The 19,824-nt window shown below is 62.0% G+C and carries 16 protein-coding genes; 9 read left to right on the top strand and 7 right to left on the bottom strand.

Translation table 11 applies throughout. The annotated features are described in order from the left end of the window. Position 1: 1 nt before the first annotated feature. The 4 genes from glnL (at position 2) to HNP33_RS15580 (ending at position 5,510) form a co-directional block, all read left to right on the top strand. Positions 2–1,084: a nitrogen regulation protein NR(II) gene (gene glnL / locus HNP33_RS15595; protein WP_184710019.1), complete on the top strand. Its 1,083-nt coding sequence runs from the start codon at positions 2–4 to the stop codon at positions 1,082–1,084. Positions 1,085–1,151: 67 nt separating this feature from the next. Beyond that, positions 1,152–2,714, top strand: coding sequence for a nitrogen regulation protein NR(I) (gene ntrC / locus HNP33_RS15590; protein WP_184710021.1), 1,563 nt, complete (start codon positions 1,152–1,154; stop codon positions 2,712–2,714). Between the two features lie 164 nt (positions 2,715–2,878). Continuing rightward, positions 2,879–3,796, top strand: a complete 918-nt coding sequence (locus tag HNP33_RS15585) for a hypothetical protein (RefSeq protein WP_184710023.1) — start codon at positions 2,879–2,881, stop codon at positions 3,794–3,796. A gap of 385 nt (positions 3,797–4,181) precedes the next feature. Next, complete coding sequence (locus HNP33_RS15580; RefSeq protein WP_184710025.1) at positions 4,182–5,510, top strand: dicarboxylate/amino acid:cation symporter; 1,329 nt, start codon at positions 4,182–4,184, stop codon at positions 5,508–5,510. 195 nt (positions 5,511–5,705) lie between these two features. On the opposite strand, the gene xth is transcribed toward HNP33_RS15580, so the two are convergent. Continuing rightward, positions 5,706–6,482 carry an exodeoxyribonuclease III gene (xth, locus tag HNP33_RS15575; RefSeq protein ID WP_184710027.1) on the bottom strand — a complete coding sequence of 259 codons (777 nt, stop codon included), beginning with the start codon at positions 6,480–6,482 and terminating at the stop codon, positions 5,706–5,708. Positions 6,483–7,142: 660 nt separating this feature from the next. On the opposite strand from xth, the gene HNP33_RS15570 reads away from it, so the two are divergent. Then, entirely contained in the window at positions 7,143–7,796 is a 654-nt protein-coding gene (locus HNP33_RS15570) for a nitroreductase (RefSeq protein ID WP_233464551.1), read from the top strand. Here the strand turns inward: HNP33_RS15570 and HNP33_RS15565 are convergent. From HNP33_RS15565 to HNP33_RS15540, 6 genes are all read right to left on the bottom strand, one after another. After that, positions 7,779–8,195, bottom strand: a complete 417-nt coding sequence (locus HNP33_RS15565; protein ID WP_184710031.1) for a hypothetical protein — start codon at positions 8,193–8,195, stop codon at positions 7,779–7,781. The two genes, HNP33_RS15570 and HNP33_RS15565, sit on opposite strands and share 18 nt — an antisense overlap. A gap of 22 nt (positions 8,196–8,217) precedes the next feature. After that, the gene (locus HNP33_RS15560) at positions 8,218–9,396 is read right to left on the bottom strand and encodes a thiolase family protein (RefSeq protein ID WP_184710033.1); all 1,179 of its coding nucleotides are present in this window, start codon (positions 9,394–9,396) and stop codon (positions 8,218–8,220) included. Between the two features lie 87 nt (positions 9,397–9,483). Then, positions 9,484–11,031, bottom strand: coding sequence for an AMP-binding protein (locus tag HNP33_RS15555; RefSeq protein WP_325064946.1), 1,548 nt, complete (start codon positions 11,029–11,031; stop codon positions 9,484–9,486). Beyond that, positions 11,028–11,639, bottom strand: coding sequence for a biotin transporter BioY (locus tag HNP33_RS15550; protein WP_184710037.1), 612 nt, complete (start codon positions 11,637–11,639; stop codon positions 11,028–11,030). The genes HNP33_RS15555 and HNP33_RS15550 overlap by 4 nt, the downstream gene beginning before the upstream one ends. A gap of 34 nt (positions 11,640–11,673) precedes the next feature. Beyond that, the gene (locus tag HNP33_RS15545) at positions 11,674–12,267 is read right to left on the bottom strand and encodes an energy-coupling factor transporter transmembrane component T (RefSeq protein ID WP_184710039.1); all 594 of its coding nucleotides are present in this window, start codon (positions 12,265–12,267) and stop codon (positions 11,674–11,676) included. 5 nt (positions 12,268–12,272) lie between these two features. After that, a complete protein-coding gene (locus HNP33_RS15540; RefSeq protein WP_233464547.1) occupies positions 12,273–13,055 on the bottom strand; it encodes an energy-coupling factor ABC transporter ATP-binding protein in 783 nt (260 codons plus the stop codon). 533 nt (positions 13,056–13,588) lie between these two features. On the opposite strand from HNP33_RS15540, the gene HNP33_RS15535 reads away from it, so the two are divergent. The 4 genes from HNP33_RS15535 to HNP33_RS15520 all read left to right on the top strand — a co-directional run bounded on the left by HNP33_RS15535 (position 13,589) and on the right by HNP33_RS15520 (position 19,778). Next, positions 13,589–13,759 carry a hypothetical protein gene (locus HNP33_RS15535; protein WP_184710041.1) on the top strand — a complete coding sequence of 57 codons (171 nt, stop codon included), beginning with the start codon at positions 13,589–13,591 and terminating at the stop codon, positions 13,757–13,759. Positions 13,760–14,021: 262 nt separating this feature from the next. Continuing rightward, entirely contained in the window at positions 14,022–14,651 is a 630-nt protein-coding gene (locus tag HNP33_RS15530) for a hypothetical protein (RefSeq protein WP_184710043.1), read from the top strand. A 252-nt stretch (positions 14,652–14,903) separates the two neighbouring features. Next, the gene (locus tag HNP33_RS15525) at positions 14,904–15,734 is read left to right on the top strand and encodes a MetQ/NlpA family ABC transporter substrate-binding protein (protein WP_184710045.1); all 831 of its coding nucleotides are present in this window, start codon (positions 14,904–14,906) and stop codon (positions 15,732–15,734) included. A gap of 192 nt (positions 15,735–15,926) precedes the next feature. Beyond that, a complete protein-coding gene (locus tag HNP33_RS15520; protein WP_184710047.1) occupies positions 15,927–19,778 on the top strand; it encodes an ExeM/NucH family extracellular endonuclease in 3,852 nt (1,283 codons plus the stop codon). The last annotated feature ends 46 nt before the right edge of the window (positions 19,779–19,824 follow it).

Genomic DNA, 19,824 nt, shown 5'->3' with positions numbered 1-19,824 from the left:
CATGCCTGACCTGACTGCAGCCGACCGCGAATGGCGCGAGTGGCAAGCGCTGGAGCATATTGCTACCCTGGTAGCCGTTGTCCGGCTCGATGGCGCAACGGTGCGTGTGAACGCCGCACTTGAAAATGCGCTGGGTGTATCGCGTAAAAGCATTCTGGGCCATGAGCTCGGTGTTTTTTTTCAGGACGATGAGCTTTTGCACAAGGCTTTGGTGGACGCAAGGGCGCAGCGCTTTTCGTCCTTGAGATTCGAGGCGCAGCTGCGTCGCAGCCTGCAGGATGCCTTTCCGGTGCACGTGAACCTGTCCTGGTGGCAGGAAGACGCCGAGATTCTGGTGGAGCTGTGGCCTCTGGAGCAGCAGGTGCGCCAGGACCGGGAAGAGCGCGTGCGCGAGCAGGCCCTGGCCAATAAAGAGTTGATCCGCAACCTTGCCCACGAGATCAAGAACCCGCTGGGCGGCATCCGTGGCGCAGCGCAGTTGCTTGACATGGAGTTGCCCGACCGGCAGCTTAAAGAATACACCGACGTCATCATCCACGAGGCCGACCGCCTGCAGGCTCTGGTGGATCGGCTGCTCGCGCCGCACCGCCATCCGCATACGGTGGGTGATGTGAACATCCATGAGGTGTGCGAGCGCGTATGCCAGCTTGTGCTGCTGGAATATCCGAGCGGTCTCAAGATCGAGCGCGATTACGATATCTCGCTGCCCGAGATCCGGGGCGATCGGGAGCAGCTCATCCAGGCCTTGCTCAACATTGTGCAGAATGCCGCGCAGGTGCTGGAGCCGCAGATGGCTCAGGGAACCGCGCGCATCATTCTGCGCACGCGCATTGCACGCCAGCTCACACTGGGCCGCAAGCGCCACAAGTTGGCATTGGAATTGCATGTCATCGACAATGGTCCTGGCATTGAGCCGGACATCAAGGAGCGGATCTTCTACCCCTTGGTGACCGGCCGCGATGGTGGCACGGGCCTGGGCTTGCCGCTGGCACAAACCTTTGTACAAAGGCACGAAGGTCTGATTGAATGCGAGAGCGAGCCCGGGCGCACGGATTTCCGCATCATGCTGCCATTGACGGATTAGGTTGCATGGCGCAGCCCGGCCAGGACCACGATTCATGGTTTGTAGATTTGGAAGGGCGATAGCGACAATGAAACCCATCTGGATAGTGGACGACGACCCTTCGATCCGGTTCGTACTTGAGAAAGCGCTGGCGCGCGAACAATTGCCGACGCGCAGCTTTGTGCATCCGCAGGAAGTCCTGGAGGCGCTCGCCTCGAACGATGACCCGGCACAGGCGCCTTCTGTACTGGTGAGCGATATCCGCATGCCGGGTGGCAACGGCCTGCAGCTGCTGGAGCAATTGCACGCCGCCCAGCCCGAGCTGCCTGTCATCATCATGACGGCGTACTCCGACCTCGACAGCGCAGTGTCTGCCTTTCAGCGCGGTGCTTTCGAGTACCTGCCCAAGCCATTTGATGTGCCCAAGGCGGTGGAGCTGATCCAGCGTGCGGTGCAGCAAAGCCAAAGCCAGATGCCGGATCCGGCGCAGTCTGCCGGCAACGGCGAGATGCTCGGCCAGGCGCCCGCCATGCAGGACGTCTTTCGCGCCATCGGGCGCCTGTCGCAAAGCAATGTGACCGTAATGGTGACTGGCGAATCGGGCTCGGGCAAGGAACTGGTGGCGCGCGCGCTGCACAAGCATTCTCCAGTGGCAGGCGGGCCGTTTGTGGCCATCAACACTGCAGCCATTCCCAAGGACCTGCTCGAATCCGAATTGTTCGGTCATGAGCGCGGCGCCTTCACCGGCGCGCAGACCCAGCGCAGGGGCCGCTTTGAACAGGCCGAGGGCGGCACGCTGTTTCTCGACGAAATCGGCGACATGCCTTTCGATCTGCAGACCCGTCTGTTGCGTGTGCTCTCCGATGGGCATTTCTACCGGGTGGGCGGCCATGTGCCGGTCAAATCGCATGTGCGGGTGATCGCCGCCACGCACCAGAATCTGGAAGAGCGTGTTCAAAAGGGCGTATTCCGCGAAGACCTGTTTCACCGTCTGAACGTGATCCGTCTGCGGCTGCCGCCGCTGCGCGAACGCAAGGAAGACATTCCGATGCTGGCCCGCCACTTTCTGGCTGCCAGTGCCCGGCAACTGGGCGTCGAGCCCAAACAGCTGTCCGAAGGGGCACTGGCGCGGCTGGCGCAGTTCGGTTTTCCAGGCAATGTGCGTCAGCTCGAAAACATCTGCCACTGGATCACCGTGATGGCACCTGCCCAGCGTGTGTCCGAGCAGGACTTGCCGCCCGAAGTGCTGCAAAGCACGGCAGGGGCTGGCATATCCGCTGCGCCTGTACCGAAGGCCATGATGCCCGATACACATTTTGTGCCCGCTCCTCATGCGCCAATCGCTATTAATTCAGTAGCAAACGGCAGTGCTGTAGCGCCTGCAGAGACACCACGATCCACCATCGCGCCTGTCCCGGGCTCCGCACCATCATGGGAATTCGATCTGGCACGGGAGGCCGATGCGCTGCTTCAATCGGGTAGCACGGAGGTCTGGGATGTCCTCAGCCGCCGGTTTGAATCTCAGTTGATACGGTCTGCGCTGGCTGCCACGCACGGAAAGCGCATAGAAGCCGCGCAGCGCCTGGGCATTGGCCGCAACACCATCACACGCAAAATTCAGGAACTGGGCCTCGCAGCAGGTGATGAGTAGGCTGCTTTGCGGCTTGAAAGCACAGCCCGCAGCACGCGGGCTGTGTTGCTTGCGAACCCTGCTGCCATGGACGGACACAAGAAGACGGAGCGCCTGTGCAACTGCTGGTGGACCATGCCACAATGGTCAGATACAGCTTTCCTACGTGTACAAGCATGCAAAAAATGTCTTCGGTATTCACGGCACAGGCTTACCGCAACTCGCCGGAGCGGGTAGGGCGGCAGCGCTCGGCCATGCTCAATACTGTGCGGCTGGCGGTATCCACAGCCAATGGCATGGCCCATGTGGCGGGCGACGCGGTGCACAGTCTGCTGGCCAGAGGTCTGCCGCCCAAGGCCAAGGGGCAGTGGGGTAACCCCGCGCGTGAAGAAGCCTACTGGCGCAGCCATTACCAGAGCATGGATTTTTATGAGGTGGGCCAGCCGTTTGAGGTGTACCGCCCCGCGTTGGCGCTTGGCTGGTTTGCCGCGCAGCGCAATCCGCAAGGCTTTGACGAAGTGGCACCGCAGCTGGAGGTGCAGTGGCAGCATGTGCGCGGCAGCAGCACGCTCAACTGGCCTCAGGTGCGTGAGATTGCTGGTGCGGCCTATGAACACGCACTGCAAGGTATTCGCGGGGAGGAGCTGTCGGCGGCGCAAGTGCAGCATGCACTGCGGGTACTGCAGACCGGCCTGAAGGACTGCGAAGAATGCTTGGTGGCAGGCAGCGAGCAGGCCCGCGCCATTGCACTGCGCACGCACTTGTATGCGCTGGCCGAGCAATTTCGCGCGCTGAACTGGCAGTTGCAGGACGTGCTGCTGGCCATGCCTGAAAGCGGCCCGCTGGTGGAGCGCCCCAGCCAGAGCGCCGCCGGCCGCCTACATCGGCGCTGGACGGATTTCAAGCAGCGCGCCAACATGGTGAGCGACCGCGATCTGATCGCCGAGTGCAGCCTGTGCCTGGTGCTGGCTGCCGAGCGCTACCAGCGTGTGCTGGAATCTGCTCTTCCACTGGAGCTGCGTCCGCTGCTGCAAGGCCAGGCCCAGCAACTGCGCCGCCATATCGACGAGCTGCAGCATATGCAGGACGCGCGGGCACGCTGATTTATTGCTATAAAACTTGAATATACGGCGACCGCCTACCGGGCGCTGGCAGCTTTTTTCTGATTTTTTTTGTAGCAGAGGCGATGTGCATTCAGCCGGGCAAGATACCTGCTGAGTGCACGGGAATTGGGCGTCTTTGCGCCTTAGAAGGCTGGAGGTTGCGATTACAATCGCACCCGCAGAACATTGCATTCCTGCTGTCAAAAGCGGGCTCATGGTTTCCTTCCTGCTGGCGCCCTGCATGCGCCTTGGCGCGCCAAGCTGCGCGGCATCGGAGAGGAATGTGCACATCCGGATCACGAGAACAACAACCGCCGATGTGCATCAAGGGCCCCGCTCGGAGCGTTGATGGCACCAACAACCGCTCTGATTGAAGGTAATCGTTATGGCTCTAACGGGCAAAAAGGGCATGTCGTCGGCCCTGGTCATTCTGGCCGCCATGGTGCTGGGTATTGTGGTGGGCTATATCGTCCATGCCAGCGTGCCGGACCCGGCAGAGGTCAAAGAAATAGCCGGGTATATCTCCCTGGCCTCCGATATCTTTCTGCGCCTGATCAAGATGCTGATCGGGCCACTGGTGTTTTCCACCCTGGTCGTGGGCATTGCGCACATGGGCGATGCCGCCTCGGTGGGCCGGGTGTTCTTCAAGGCCATGCTGTGGTTTTTGACGGCTTCGCTCGTGTCGCTGCTGCTGGGCATGGTGCTGGCCAATGTGCTGCAACCGGGCCATAACCTGGGGTTGCCGCTGCCGGATGTGAGCGCCGCCACCAACCTGGCCACGGGCAAATTCACGCTGCGCGAGTTCATCAACCACACGGTGCCCAAATCCTTTGCCGAAGCCATGTCGAACAACGAGATCCTTCAGATCGTCGTGTTCTCGATGTTCTTTGGCGTGGCGATGGCGGCACTGGGTGACAAGGCCAGGACCTTGCTCGCGGCGATCGACGAGTTGTCGCACGTCATGCTCAAGATCACAGGCTATGTAATGAAGCTGGCGCCGCTGGCGGTGCTGTCGGCCATGGCTTCGACTGTGGCGGTCAACGGACTGGGCATTCTGTTGAAATTTGCGGTTTTCATGGGTGAGTTCTATCTGGGGCTGTTCATCCTGTGGTCGATTCTGGTGCTGGCGGGCCTGGCCTTCCTTGGCAAGCGCGTGTTCAAGCTGTTGGCGCTCATCAAGGAGGCATTCATGGTGTCGTTTGCCACCGCCAGCTCGGAGGCTGCGTACCCCAAGATTCTTGATGCGCTCGACCGTTTTGGCGTCAAACGCAAGATTTCGAGCTTTGTCATGCCCATGGGCTACTCGTTCAACCTGGACGGCTCGATGATGTACTGCACCTTTGCAACGCTGTTCATCGCACAGGCCTACGGTATCGAGCTGTCGCTGGCCACCCAGGTGACCATGCTGCTCGTGCTGATGCTGACCTCCAAGGGGATTGCTGGTGTACCACGTGCGTCGCTGGTGGTGATTGCTGCCACCCTGGGCCACTTCAATATTCCAGAAGCAGGCCTGCTCCTGATTCTGGGGGTGGATACCTTCCTGGATATGGGCCGCTCGGCCACCAATGCGGTCGGCAATTCGCTGGCATCAGCCGTGGTTGCCAAGTGGGAAGGCGAGTTGCTGTCGGAGGCGGATGCCGAGGTGCTGGCGCGCAAGCTCGATGAGGAAGCTGCACTGGCCATGCACGCGGTGCAGGAGCCTGAAAAGGCCTGACGAAGGCCGGGGCAACCAGGCTGCGACTGATCAAGAGATCAAGATCAAGCGAGCTAACGGGCGCATGCAGCGCCCGTTTTTTATTGACAGCCTATTTCTCGATGGCTCGGAGCCGCCGGCGCGGAAGGGGAAACGCCCTCAGCAGTATTGGCCGCAATGATGTGGCCAGAGAGCAGTCTCATTCCAAGGCTCTGGTCACCCCAGGGTGATCACTACCGGGGCGTGGTCACTGGGCTGCTTGTTCTTGCGCGGCACGCGGTCAATCATGCAGGCGCTCACGCTGCCCTTGAGCGCCTCGCTCACCAGGATATGGTCAATGCGCAGGCCGCGGTTCTTCTGGAAGCCCAGCATGCGGTAATCCCACCAGCTGTAGCTTTTTTCCGGTTGCTCGAACATGCGGTAGGCATCCGTCAGGCCCAGGGCCAGCAGGCCCTGGAAGTGGTTGCGTTCTTCGGTGGTGTGGTGGATGGTTTCGCGCAGGCCATCAGGGTCGTAGCTGTCGCGGTCTTCCGGGGCCACATTGAAGTCGCCAACCAGCACGAGACGTGGGTGCGCTGCCAATTCGGCCTTGATATAGGCCTCCAGCCCGCCCAGCCAGCGCATCTTGTAGGCAAATTTCTCCGATCCTGGCTCCTGGCCATTGACGAAATAGCAGTTGACCACGCGGATATCGCCAGCAGGGCTGGAGATGGTGCCCGCAATGATGCGCGCCTGCTCGTCCTCAAAGTGCGGGTTGGCGCGCACCACATCGGCAATATCAGTGCGGGCCAGCAATGCCACACCGTTGTAGGTTTTCTGGCCAAAGCTCACCGCCTGGTAGCCGACTGCCGCAAACGCATCGTGCGGAAACTTGTCATCAGTGAGCTTGAGCTCCTGCAACCCCAGCACATCGACCGGATTGGCTGCCAGCCAGTCCAGCACCTGCGGCAGGCGGACGGAGAGGGAGTTGACGTTCCAGGTGGCAATTTGCATATCTCAAAAATTCCGTTTCGATGGCTGGGCCATGGGGCAATGTACAGTGCATTGCGATGGGTCAAGTGTAGAACATGCACTGGACTGTTGGCACAAGGTTGTTGCCGGTAGGGCGCGGGCCTGGCTTCGCTTCTGGCAAAAAAAAGCCACCGCAAGGGTGGCTGAACGACGCTCAGTAAGCGCTGGCGCCGAAGGAGAAGGGGAGCTACTCGCTGCATCCGGTGCATCGGGCGCACCAGCATCCGCTTTCGCTCAAAAAAAATTCGCCCGCAGGCTGCACACTCAGGCAGCGGGCATCATGCAGAGACAAGGAGGTTGCGACGCAAACATGACATCAATATTTCGGATGGCAGGCGCCGCATGTGCTGACGAAGCCATGGCCCCTTGCATCTCTCTCAGGTTGGCACGGATCTCTCCACTGGCTTTCTTATGGTTATGGAGAAGTTTGCACTGTATAAAATGCCAGTATAGCAAAAATACTGTATGAATAAACAGTTTTTTGTTGTGCCGGGGATCGGTACTTGTCTTTTTCTCCACATCGCCAGACGAACCGATGGCGGGGGCTGGCCCCAGGCGCTGTCTACAATGGCGACCACTGCCATGAACAAGCCTGAGATTTCTTCTTTTGTCACTGCCGAGGGGGCCGCCTCACAAGCCGCCATGGTTCGCCGCTCGGTGCGGGCCTTTTCACCACAACCCGTGGCAGATGCAGTGTTGCACGCTGTGTTGCAGGAGGCTCGCCGTGCCCCCAGTGGTGCGAACCTGCAGCCAGGCTATTTCTGGCAGGTGTGCGGTGATTTGCGCGAACAGCTCTCCAGTCGACTGCAGCAGGCCTATGAGGCAGGTGCGCAGGAGGCGGAGGACTACGGCTATTTTCCCAACCCGCTGCCCATGTCGCTGCGCAAGCGCCAGGTGGCAGCGGCGCAGGCCTTGTATGGCGCGTTGGGCGTGGAGCGGGGCGACGCTGCTGGCCGCGCTGCGCAGTTTGGCCGCAACTTTCAGTTCTTCCAGGCGCCGGTGGCGCTCATCATCACCATCGACAGCGGTTTTGGCCCCGGCGGCTATATGGATCTGGGGATGGCGATCTATGGCTTGATGCTGGCTGCCCAGTCGCGCGGCCTGGCCACCTGCGCCATTGGTGCGATGGCGTCCTACCCGGGCCTGATCCGCGATGTGCTGCAACTGCCCGCATCGCAAACGGTGGTGTGTGGCATGGCAATGGGCTACGAAGCTGCCGATGCGCCAGTGAACCAAACGGTGACCGCGCGAGCAGCCCTTGGCGATTACTTTCAGCGCTTAGGGCGCGGTTGCTGAGTCACCGCTGGCTGGGCGCTTCTTCCAATGCAGTTGAATGCCTGCCACTTGGGTTGCCATTTGCGTGGGAGCGTATGACGCGGGGTAAATCACTTCCAGCGTGTGGTTGGCGGTCCAGTTCAGGCCTATTTCGGTGGTGGTGGGATCGCCGACGAGGGTGCTGTAGTTGCGCTTTCCACCATTGGTGTGTATGGACAGGCGCAACTCTGGGTCGGCTTGACTGTTGCATTGTTGCCAGGTGATCTCAGCCCATTGGCTGTTGTCAGGCGCATTGGCTTTGGCCATTGCAGACTGTGTGCAGGTTTCGGGACGCCCGAGATGGGCATAGACCATCACTGCAGTGTTCAGCACTCCAATGGCTGCAAACAGATACAGCAATGCGTTGAATATGTGTTTCATGCAGTTGTTACCTATCGAGGCATCAGCGTACCTGCTGTACCAGGCCTGCGCTTCCCAGTCCGCCAGCCCCTGCTATTGCTGCCAATCCCAGTCCTCCTGATGGAGTCCGCTCCAGTTCTGCCAGCATGCGCACGAGTGCAACGGCGGCCGATGCGCCTATGGGGTGCCCGCGCGCAATGCCGCCGCCATGGCGGTTGAGGAGATTTCCGTCCCCACCTTCGACCTGCAGCAGGGCCTGCCATTGCAGGCCTTGCACGGCAAAGGCGTCGTGCAGTTCAATGGCGGCCAGATCTGTCCAGCGGCGGTGATGGGCCTGCAGCAGGCTTCGGGCCGCCTCTGCGGCCAGCACCAGGGGCATGGCAGGTGCGCCTCCCAGCGATTGGTGGCCCAGCCACTGGGCGCGAGGCCTTGTGTGGAGGCGCGAGCAGGCGGCCTCGCTCATCAGCAACACCAGCGCCGCACCGTCGGCCTTGGGGGAGATGGCGACCGCGCTGACGGCGTGCTCGGTGCGCCGGGTGTCGTCCTCATCGGCGTCAGTGTGGGCAATGGTGGGCGCGCGTGCCAGCTGTCTTGCTCCCAACTCGCGCGGAAACGCATCTTGCGCCACGCCCTGGATCGGCACGATCTCTGCGGCCAGCACGTTGGCGCCCTGCAGCGCACGGGCATGGCTGGCGGCAGCGTAGGCATCCTGTACCGCGCGGGTGTGGCCTTGGCTTGCCGCGTAGCGGGCGGCTGCCTGCAGTAGATCGGGATCGTCATGCGGATGCGGGGCAAAGGCAGGGCGCTCGTAGGGCACGGGCGCCTCGCCCGCATGCAACGGGCGCGTGGCGCGCATGGGGGCGCGGCTCCAGGCTTCTGCGCCGCCTGCCACCACCACGTCGGCCTGGCCGCTGGCAATCAGGCTGGCGGCAAGCGCTACCGCGTCCAGACCCGCGCAGCATTGGGTATCGACGGTGTAAGCCGCACAGGTGTGCGGCAGGCCCGCAGCGAGGGCCAGCATGCGTGCCGGGTTGCCGCCCGCGCCAAGCGCGTTGCCCAATACCACGGCCTGCACCTGGCTGGCGGGCAGGCTTGCCTTGGTCAGCAGGGCGCGCAGCACGGCCGCGCCGATGTCATGTGCATGCAGGGCTTTGAAGGCGCCGCCTACCGGCACCACGGCGCTGCGGGTGTAGCTGGCAATGTAGACGGGATGTGCAAGCATGGTAAGGAAAACAGCCGTCAGTGCTTTTGAGGAAAGCGCTGGCAGCTTCTATTTTGATTGCGGTTTTATTGCGCGATGGCGCCTACTTTACCGCGTTGCTGTGTCTGTGCTGGCTAGGGTAGATGGTGTGCTTGGGGCCATGCTGTCCTGCAGCCATGCGGCAATTGCCGTGTGGTCGGTCTTGCCGCTGGCAGTTTGTGGCCATGGTGCTGCGGGCGCGGCGGCGAACCAGCCCAGCCAGCGGCGCGGGCATTTGTAGGTTTCCAGCCGGGTGCGGCACCAGGCAGAGAGTTCTGCGGCCAGTGCCGCATCGAGCGTGTGCAGCGCCTGTGTTGCTTGCCCTGGCGCGCCGCTGGCAGATGGCGCTGCGTCCTTGAGCAGCACCGCCACCCACACCTGTTTGCCGCGCAGCGCGTCATCAACGCCATGTACCGATGCGGCGGCGATGCGCGGATGCTCGCACAGCAGGTTTTCCACTTCCTCGGGGAAGAGGTTTTTGCCCTGGGTGACGATCATGCGTTTTTCGCGGCCCACCAGGGTGAGCTGGCCACTCCCGTCCAGGCTGCCCATGTCGCGCACGCTCAGCCATTCGCCCTCTTGCAGCGCGGCGGTTGCGTCGTGGCTGTCGCCCACGTAATCCATGAACAGCATGGGGCTCTTGATCCAGATCTGGCCGATTTGGCCCTCCGGCAAGGCTGCCTCTGTTTCGTTGCGGATCTGCAGTTGCACATTGCTGAAGGCCCGGCCCACGGCTTGCGGGGGCGCTGCAGGGTCTGCATCCATCCAGGCGATGAAGCTGGTTTCGGACGCTCCGTAGAACTCCACGATCCGCGCATTGGGAAACAGCGCCTGCAGCGCCGGAGTGTGCTGGCGTATCCAGCGCGCGCCGCTGATCAGGATGAGTTGCAGCGACGCGATGGGCGCCAGTGCACGGCGCTCGGCCAGTTGCAGCATCACCAGCAACTGACTGGGCACGGCCATGAGGCAGGGCGTAGCGTTGTGCTGCAGGCTGTGCAGGCACTGGCTGGCCGAAAAGCGTGGTTGCAATTGCACGCCGCCACCCGTCCACAGGCCCAGGAGGGCGCCAAACAGGAAGAGCGAATGCGACAGATTGCCCGGCGCCATCACAGAGCCTTGTGCTGCCTTGCCGAATGTATCCACGCAGACGCGAAAACTCTCAGCCCATGACTGGTGGTGCCGTCGAAAGCCTTTGGGCTTCCCCGTGCTGCCCGAGGTGAATCCAATATAAAAAGGATGGTGCCCCGCACTTTGAGCATCAACGCAAGGCGGTGTTTTTGCTGCTAAGTCGGCAATCCATTGCGCCGCCGTTGCGTGCTGGGTGGCGGGCCAGGCGGCATCGCCCAGCGCAGCGCAGCGGCCGCTGGCATTGGTGGCCAGAAAATCGGTGATGAGTGCAATGGGGGGTTGCGCGGCATCCAGAAGCCGTGTGCTGGGTGCTGCGCTGGCGTTCAGTTGATCGGCACCCGCTTGCACGGCGGCATGCAGCTGTGCAAAGCTGATGCGCTGTGTGCCGTCATCAATGGCCACGGCATCGGGCTGCACCTGCGCCCAGTGTGCCAGCGGGCCGTGGACGAGGCGCTGCCAGTTCTGCAATGGATGCACAGGCTCGCTCACAGCGCCCGGCCGCCAAAGCGCCAGTCGGGCAGGCCACGCGCCACGGTATGCACGATGACGGCCACCAAAACGCATTTGATGAGATCCCCCGGCACGAACACCAAGGTGCCGATGGCCGCTTGCACCAGGCTCAGCTTGGCCAGCAGCATGAGGCCCACCACGCCAAACACATGGATTACGAGCACGCCACCCACCACCGAGGCCGCCAGCGCCGCAAGCGCCAGACGCTTGGGTGAAGCAGGGCCCGAGCCTGCAGGCCCGGACAGCGCGCGCATGACCAGGCCCGTCACGATGGCGGCAAAGGGCCATGACACCAGATAGCCGGCCGATGGCAGAAAGAACACGCCCATGCCGCCGCGTCCGCCTGACAGCAGGGGCAAGCCCAGCGCCACGGCCAGCAGGAACAGCGCCATCGCCTGAAAGCCCATGCTGGCGCCCAGCATGCAGCCTGCCAGCATCACTCCCATGGTCTGTGCGGTGATCGGCACACCCAAGGGCAGATCGATCTTGGGAATCATGCCGAATGCGGCCATCAGCGCGGCAAACAGTGCCACAAGCGCAATGCGCTGGGCGCGGGATTCTCGGTGGGAGGAAGAGGTCATGGTCATGGACATGCTTTCATCAATCAAATCGGGGGCGGCGTCACAGCTTGAGCCGTATCGCCAGCGCATCGGCCACCTTGCGGGCGGTCACCAGCATGTGGATGGCCAGCGGCGCAAACAGGCGCAGCCCTCCGGCGCGGCCCGTGCGCACACGGTAGGCATCGGCCAGGCGCTGCCACTGCACAAAAAACTGCTCGGCAAACCGCATCATCAGGCCCAATTGCAGTGCCAGTCGCTCCACAGGCACGCCAAAACGGGCCAGAGGAGCCAGCAGCCATTCGGCCACATCCAGCAGATCGCCAAAGCGCGTAGTGGCCGTCAGCATGGCACCCAGCATGGTGGCGCTCATCAAGCGCAGGCCGCTGGCAAGGCCGACCAGTGGCTGGCCGGTGGCGGCATGCAGCGCACCTACCAGCACCGATGCAACCAGCGCAGCCACGACCAGGCGCCGCGTGGGACGCGATGCGGCCCCCAGGCTTGCGTACAGCACCAGCACCACGGCAAAGGCCGCGGCCTGACCACGTATATCGACGACAAACAGCAGGCCCAGGCCACACAGGGCCAGTGCCAGCAGTTTGGCGCCTGCCGGCACACGATGCAGCCAGCTGGGAATGTCACTGTAGAGCGTACCCATGCCGGTCAGCCTTGCACCGCAACAGCGGCTTCGCTGCTGTTTTGGGTGCCGTATGCGCTTTCTGTTTGCGCACTAGAGCGTGTTTTCACATCCAGCTCGTAGGCCGCGCATACGGCCTCGCCCGGGCCATCGCCGCGCACTTGGCCGCCAGCGAGCCACACCACGCGCTCAAAGTGGCGAACGTGGCTGAGCACATGGGTCGACACGACGATCTGTGCGGATGTGCGTTGCAGATCGGCGGCCAGACGCGCCTGGCCGGGTAGATCAAGGCTGGCAAAGGGCTCGTCAAGCAGCATCACCCGGGGCGCAGCCATTAGCATGGCCAGAAAGCAGACCTGCTGGCGCTGGCCCTGGCTCAAGCTGCTGACGGCGCGAGGCGCCCATGCGGCCAGACCCCGCTCAGCCAGAAATTGGCGCGCCTGCACCATGGCCGCCTTGCGTGCAATGCCCTGGTATTGCAGGCTCAGGCCCAGCTCTTCTTCCACGGTGGGAAAGATGATCTGGTCATCCGGGTTCTGAAACATCATGCCCACCACGCCGGGCAACTGCTCCCGGTGCTTTAGCACGTCATGGCCTGCAACATGCACCTGCCCCTGGCGAGCCACTTCCAGCCCGCACAGCAGACGGAAAAGGCTGGTCTTGCCCGCGCCGTTGTCGCCGATCAGGCCAATACGCTGCTCGGTGAGCGACAGGCTAAGACCGGCAAACACGGGCTGGGCGCCGCGTGTCAGATGCACGTCTTGCAGATGGATGCCCGTATCTGGCAGGGCGGGCGAATTGGCAGTCATTGGCGGGCAGAAACAGCTGGAAGCAGTCGGAATCGATATGAAGATATGGCAGCTTTGGAACCCTGCAATGCCATAGGCCGATACGCTGCGCATCGCATGGCGCTGTACGGCAAGGCCCATGCAGCACGGGTTTGCGTTGGTTGCCAAGTATTGTCGCACCTCAGTCGGCTTGCAAGCCCACACCTTTGCCGCCGGGCTTGAATAAGTGTGGTTGGAGATGGCTGCTTTTTGCGGGGGAGATGCCAGACGTTGGCCGAACTTGCAATGCTGCAGCGCTTATTGCACAGGAAATTGCAGCCATCTTTCACGCCCTGCCAGCCACTGAAGCTGCCCGGGATTGAAGTTTGTGCTTTTAAATTGATAGCTTTCGGTGCATGCTCCATGCGGTTTTCGTCGATTTTTCATATCAATATGAGAATGAGCTCCCAAAAACTGCCAAATGGGTCATAGGGGCATTGTCGATATCCGCTGACACCACAGCCCACGCCGCTGCGTTCCAATAACACATAACACCTGCGCGAAAGGAGGCCTTCATGTTGGAACACCCCCACTACCACTGGCAAGATTGCGCCACCTTCGTGGGCCTGATCATCGCGGTAGCCCTGGCTTTCTCGGTTTTGGTCTGGCCCAACAGCACCGCACAGGCTGCCGATTCATTCGCCCATATGCTCAAAGGCTTGCAGCTGGTGCTGCGGGGGAGGTAGACGCAGCTTGGGTAAATCCAAGCCGTGCTTCGTTCAATTCTGGCCGCCTTCGGGCGGCCTTTTTTGTGCCAGTTTGTGCAGGTCAGCATGTCGCTTGCGGCGTGGGCGCAACGCATCACCAAAAAATTGATGGGCGGAAAGTTTTGGTTTTGCCTTGTCGATTCATAATTTCTATGGATGCCGCTGTGCTGCTATGGATGGCAGTGTCGGCGGCTCCTCCATATATCTCCGGCTCGGCAAGAGCCAATAACCTGAGGCCTTTATGAAACGACTGAATCCACTTGGCGCTACCAGTGCGCTGTTGGCCGCGCTGCTGTTGGCAGGCTGCGCATCCGGCCCATCCAAAGAAGAACAGGCCGCAACTGCCAAGACAGAGGGGGCCAAGGCAGAAGAAGCCAAGGCTGCAGAAGCCGCCAAGGCCGCGCCAGCGCCAGTGGCGCCTCAGGCCACAGCGCAGTTTGCCGATGCCAAGCCCAACAAGTTCGTGCAGCAAAGCTATGCCACTGCCAATGGCGAAGGCAACAGCAATTTCAGCGTGCAGTTCTTGAAGGGCAACCGGGTGGTCTACAAGGCCAAGGCCGACGATGGAAAGCAGGTGCTGTATCGCGGTACCTGGAAGCGCACCGGCAACCAGATCGACGTGGCCGCCAAGGATCCCAAGTCCGATGGCGCAGTGAACCTGAGCTACGAAGTGCGCCCGGAGCTGACCAGCCCCGCCGAGCAATACAAGGAATGCAAGAAGTTCGCCCCTGGCCTGTACCCCCTGAATGTGAATGGCAGCACTGACGAAGACCTGAGCTACAGCCTGTGGCCTGAGCACATGGTGAAAACCAATGCTGCTCCCTGCGAGCCAGAGCGCAAGCATGGCGGCAAGAAGCGCAAGCAAAAATAACGCAGTGGAAAGCCACTGAGCCAGTCCGGCAAGTGGTTACCGTTCAAAAGCCAGCGCTTGCGCTGGCTTTTCTCATGGGAAAACGGCGCCAGCAGCTGCGCGTGGAGCAGCGTTTTGCGAAGAGCGGAGTCTTCATGCTCTATCGGTATAAGAATGGGAGAAATTATTCGTTGGGATTGGTAAGCCATGCGCAGATACTTTGCCCATTCACCAACCGATGAAAAGGTGCACAGCACCAGGAGCGTAATAGACATGACGACCTTTTTCTCCACCCGCCGCTCGCTGATCGCCGCTGCCGTGCTGGCCGCTGCATCCATGGGGGTGGCTGGCCCTGCGCTGGCGCAGGATGCCTCCAAGAAGCAGCTGGTGATCGGCGGCACGGCGGGCTCGAACATCGACCAGCTGCAGGCCGGCATCGTGCCGCTGCTGCAGAAAAAGGGCTACAAGGTCAAGCTGGTGGAGTTCAACGACTATGTGCAGCCCAATCTGGCGCTGGCCGATGGCTCGCTGGACGCCAACTTCTTTCAGCACGAGGTGTATTTCAACCAGTTCAAGGGTGACCGCAAGCTGGATCTGACGGCGCTCGTGCAGGGCCCGATCGCACCGATGGGGGTGTACAGCAAGCAACGCAAATCGCTCGCAGACCTGAAAGAGGGCGACAAGGTGTCGCTGCCCAATGACCCGAGCAACCTCGCTCGCGGCCTGTTGCTGCTGCAGCAGGCGGGGCTCGTCAAGCTCAAGGCTGGCGTGAATCCGCTGCGCGTATCGGAGCTGGATCTGGCCGAGAACCCCAAGAAGATCAAGCTGCTGCCGCTGGATGCGGCGCACCTGCCGCGCTCGCTCGATGATGCGCAGTTCGCCATCATCAATGGCAACTTTGCCATTTCCTCGGGCCTCAAGCTGCAGGATGCCGTGCTGCTGGAGAAGACGCCGGAGCACTATCTGAACATCGCCGCAGTCAAAACCAAGGACAAGGACGCGCAGTGGGCCAAGGATCTGGCCGAAGCCTTCCGCTCCAATGAATTCAAGGCGGTGGTGGATGCCAAGTTTGCCGGTTACGCCAAGCCTGCATTCCTGCAGTAAGTGGTAGCGCCCATGCGTGGCGCGAGACCCGGGGCCGCATTTGCGGCCCTTTTCTTTTGGGTGCGAGTCTACTGAAGCTTCGGTGCCATGAAACTGACTGCGCGCGGTCATCATGCAGTCATGTGATTTGCCAAGAATCGCCCGGATCTCACCCGGCAAGGGTGAGGCGTTCTTCGAGCAGATCACACACCCATGGCACTCCAATCAAATACACCATCTTCCTCGCGCCTGCGTCTTCCGTTTCCCTTGAATGCCTTGTGCAACGGCCTGGTGCTCAGCCTGGCGTCTGCAGGCGCATTTGCAGCGCCCGTGCCATTTGGCGGCAGCTATGCGCAGGATTTCAATACGCTTGCCAACACTGGCGCCAATGCCCCCTGGGCCAATGACAGCACGCTGGCGGGCTGGTCGCTCTTCAACAAGGATGGTGCGGCCATCACACAAATTGCGGTGGGTAGCGGCGGCAGCACGGGTGGCAGCTTCTACAGCTTTGGGGCAGACGCCTCAGACCGCGCGCTCGGCGTGCTGGCCTCCAGCGGCACTTATTTCGGATCTCCCGGATCGGGTGCCGTTGCAGGCTGGATTGCACTCGCACTGGTCAACAACACCAGCGCGCCAATCGATGCAGTGAATCTGCGCTTCAATGGCGAGCAATGGCGCAATGGCGGCAGCCCAGCGGGGCAAGGCATGACCCTGGAGTGGGGCTTGGGCAGCAGCTTTGGCAGCGTGCAGGCCTGGAGCCCCGCTGGCGATCTGTTCAGTTGGGTCGCGCCCGTGACCGGTGGTACCGCTGGCGCTGTGGCGGGCAATACGCAAGGCGGCGGTGGCGGCCTGGTGCCCCAGGTGGGCGGCGATCTGCAGGGGCTGGGTTGGGGTGTGGGCCAGACGCTGTGGCTGCGCTGGGTGCAAAAGCGCACGGCCAGCGGTTCGAGCAACGGGCTGGCCATTGATGATGTGGTCATCAAGACAGCCGGGCCAGACACCGCAGCGCCGACCTTGCAGTCCAGCGTACCGGCCAGCAACGCCACCGGCGTGGCAACCACGACCAGCAGCTTCTCGTTGACCTTCTCCGAGGCGGTGCAGGCGGGTGACGGGCGTTTTGAACTGCGGCAAGGCTCCAGCGTGCTGGCCTCCATGTCTGCGCAAGACACGGCCAAGGTGGTGTTTGGCGGGCAGACCGTCACGCTCAATCCCGGTGTGGCGCTGGCGCCTGATACCGCTTACCGCATTGTCCCCGTGGGCACGCCGGTGCAGGATGCATCAGGCAATACCTGGGTTCCCGGCGATCTGGGCTTCACGACCGGGGCGGCGCCCACGGTCACCCGCATCCACGCCATCCAGGGTAGCGGCGAGGTATCGCCCCTGCTGGGCAAGCCCGTCACCGTCAATGGCGTGGTGACCGGCCATGCTCCGGGGCTGAGCGGTTTTTACGTGCAGGAAGAAGAAGCCAATTACGACAGCGATGCCGGTACATCGGAAGGTATTTTTGTCTACTACGGAGCCCAAAACCCCGGTGTGGATGAAAGCACAGTGGGCAAGCGCGTGCAGCTGAGCGCGGTGGTGGACGAATACAACAAGCAGACGCAGCTGAAGAACCTCACCTCCTTCCAGGTGCAGGGCGCTGGCGTGCTGCCGACGCCGATCTCCATCACGCTGCCAGTTGCCGACATGGCAAGCTGGGAGCGATACGAAGGCATGCTGGTGAAGGTGACATCGGCCAACGCGAGCGGCAAGCTCGTGGTGTCGGACAATTACACGCTGGGCCGCTTTGGCGATGTAACCTTGTCGGCCGACAAGGTTCTGCCGCAGTTCACCGACGAAAACGTCCCCAGTGTGAGTGGCTATGCGCAATATGCCAACACCATGCAGCGCAGTCAGATCATTCTGGATGACCTGAGCAGCAAGCAGAATCCGGTGGTGGTGCGCGGCCGCGGCGGCAGCGATCTGTCTGCGTCGAACACATTGCGTGCGGGCGATGGGGTGGATGCGGTGGTGGGCGTGCTTGACCAGTTCTACCAGGCATCGTCTCCGCCTGAAATCTACCAGACCAGCTACCGCGTGCAGCCGACACAGACGCTGAGCTTCACAGGGGCGGCACGCCCCACCGTGGCCGATCTGCAGGCGGCAGTGGGGGCGGCAGGTGTCAAGGTGGCATCGGCCAACGTGCTCAATTTCTTCAGCAAGGTAGGCGATACCAGCACCAATACCAAGGATGTGTTCACCACCCCGCTGGGCAACAGCATCGGTATTCGCGGTGCCAACAATGCGGCGGAGCTGGAGCGGCAGAAAGCCAAGGTCGTGGCCAATCTGATTGGCCTGCAGGCCGATGTGTATGGGCTGATGGAGGTGCAGAACAACGGTTTTGGCAGTGACAGCGCGCTGGCGCTGCTGGTGGATGCCATGAACACGAGCGCTGACAAACCGGCGGGCGCTACCTACGATTACGTGAAGGCGCCTTTCAGCCAGGGAGGCAGCGCGACGATTGCTGGAGCGGGCACGGATGCGATCACGGTGGCCATTGTCTACCGCAGCGACCGCGTCACGCCCGTGGGAGCGGCGGCGGTTCCCAACGTCAATACCTACGACGCTTTCACGCCAAGCGTGGGCGGCGCGCGTGTGCCGATTGCGCAGACCTTCTCTGTGCCGACCGCGTCAGGTTCTGAGCAGCTTACCTTGGTGGTGAACCACTTCAAATCCAAGGGTTCGCTGCTGACCACGGGCGGTAACGAAGACAAGCTGGACGGTCAAGGCAATAACAACCCGGCGCGGGTCAAGACGGCCATGCAGCTCAAGGACTGGCTGGCGACGCGGCCCACCGGCTCGGACACCGACAAGGTGATTCTGGTGGGCGACTTTAATGCCTATGCCAAGGAAGACCCGGTCACCTATCTGGAGTCGAATGGTTTTACCAAGGTGACGCACGGGTATTCGTATTCCTTTGACGGGCTGTGGGGCTCGCTCGACCATATCTTTGTGAGCCCGACCCTGGTCTCCAAGGTGGGGGCCGCCGTGAAGTGGGCCATCAATGCCGAAGAGCCCACCGTGCTTGACTACAACACCGAATACGGCAAGCCTGAGTCCTTCTACGCCGCAACGGCCTACCGCTCCAGCGACCACAACCCGATCGTGCTGGGCCTGAACCTGGATGCACTGCCTGCCAATCAGCCGCCAGTGATCAAGGGAGTTCCAGGCAGTGCGGTACAGATCTCGGTGGGGCAGAGCGCATCGCTTGCCTCCCTGAGCGTGGAAGACGTGGACAGCGAGCAACTCACGCTCACGCTGATCAGCACGAACGGAAGCCTGCAGGGCGTTGCCGACGCCGATGCGCAGCAGGAAGGAACGCAGCTCAAGGGAAGCGCAGCGCAGATCAATGGTGAGCTGGCGAAGGCAGGCTTTGTGGCGCAGGCACAGGGCGATGCCGCTGTGGGCCTGAGCCTGAGCGACGGCGTGAACGCGGCGGTTACCGCGCGTTATGCGTTCACGGTATCGGCCAGCGGCAATCCGGACACCAGCTTTGTGCTCACACCGGTTGCAGGCGGCAGCGTGACAGGCACTTTGCAGGGAGCGGGATGCAAGCTGGCGGCGCCTGTGCACTATGTCAGCGCGCAGAGCCTGGGCATTACCCAACTGCCAAGCCCCGGCGCCACCTTGCCTGATGGCTTGATGGTGCTGAACGCCACCGGTTGTGAGCTGGGCGGCAAGCTCACCGTCTCCATGAACTATGCGCAGCCGCTGCCGCAGGGCGCGCAGTTGTGGAAATGGGGCCGCACATCCGACAGGCAGGAAAAGCACTGGTACCGCGTTCCTTCGGAAGTGAGCGGGCAGGTGGTGCGCTTTGAGCTGCACGACGGCGGGCTGGGCGACGATGACCTAGTGGCAAACGGCAACATTGCCGACCCGACGGCGCTGGTGGTGCCAACGGCGGCCGGGGCCACGGCAACGCCGGTGCCAACCCTCAGCGCATGGGGCTTGCTGGCGCTGGCGCTCTCCTTCCTGCCATTCCTGCGCCACACTTCCATGGCGCGGCGCGAAAAAACGCAGCGCTGAGACAGTGACAGGCGGCGCGTACCACAGTGGGTCGTGGTGCGCGTCT

The organism is Comamonas odontotermitis (genome assembly GCF_014207855.1).
Classification (GTDB): domain Bacteria; phylum Pseudomonadota; class Gammaproteobacteria; order Burkholderiales; family Burkholderiaceae_C; genus Comamonas; species Comamonas odontotermitis_A.
The sequence above is the reverse complement of the archived record's forward strand: the minus strand, read 5'-3'. Positions and strand labels throughout refer to the sequence as shown.

Coding starts and splice junctions, on each gene's coding strand:
- HNP33_RS15540 (WP_233464547.1), bottom strand. CDS start 13,055: ATGACTGCCAATTCGCCCGCCCTGCCAGATACGGGCATCCATCTGCAA.
- HNP33_RS15525 (WP_184710045.1), top strand. CDS start 14,904: ATGACGACCTTTTTCTCCACCCGCCGCTCGCTGATCGCCGCTGCCGTG.
- HNP33_RS15585 (WP_184710023.1), top strand. CDS start 2,879: ATGTCTTCGGTATTCACGGCACAGGCTTACCGCAACTCGCCGGAGCGG.
- glnL (WP_184710019.1), top strand. CDS start 2: ATGCCTGACCTGACTGCAGCCGACCGCGAATGGCGCGAGTGGCAAGCG.
- HNP33_RS15560 (WP_184710033.1), bottom strand. CDS start 9,396: ATGCTTGCACATCCCGTCTACATTGCCAGCTACACCCGCAGCGCCGTG.
- HNP33_RS15570 (WP_233464551.1), top strand. CDS start 7,143: ATGGTTCGCCGCTCGGTGCGGGCCTTTTCACCACAACCCGTGGCAGAT.
- HNP33_RS15545 (WP_184710039.1), bottom strand. CDS start 12,267: ATGGGTACGCTCTACAGTGACATTCCCAGCTGGCTGCATCGTGTGCCG.
- HNP33_RS15530 (WP_184710043.1), top strand. CDS start 14,022: ATGAAACGACTGAATCCACTTGGCGCTACCAGTGCGCTGTTGGCCGCG.
- HNP33_RS15580 (WP_184710025.1), top strand. CDS start 4,182: ATGGCTCTAACGGGCAAAAAGGGCATGTCGTCGGCCCTGGTCATTCTG.
- HNP33_RS15565 (WP_184710031.1), bottom strand. CDS start 8,195: ATGAAACACATATTCAACGCATTGCTGTATCTGTTTGCAGCCATTGGA.
- HNP33_RS15520 (WP_184710047.1), top strand. CDS start 15,927: ATGGCACTCCAATCAAATACACCATCTTCCTCGCGCCTGCGTCTTCCG.
- xth (WP_184710027.1), bottom strand. CDS start 6,482: ATGCAAATTGCCACCTGGAACGTCAACTCCCTCTCCGTCCGCCTGCCG.
- ntrC (WP_184710021.1), top strand. CDS start 1,152: ATGAAACCCATCTGGATAGTGGACGACGACCCTTCGATCCGGTTCGTA.
- HNP33_RS15550 (WP_184710037.1), bottom strand. CDS start 11,639: ATGACCATGACCTCTTCCTCCCACCGAGAATCCCGCGCCCAGCGCATT.
- HNP33_RS15535 (WP_184710041.1), top strand. CDS start 13,589: ATGTTGGAACACCCCCACTACCACTGGCAAGATTGCGCCACCTTCGTG.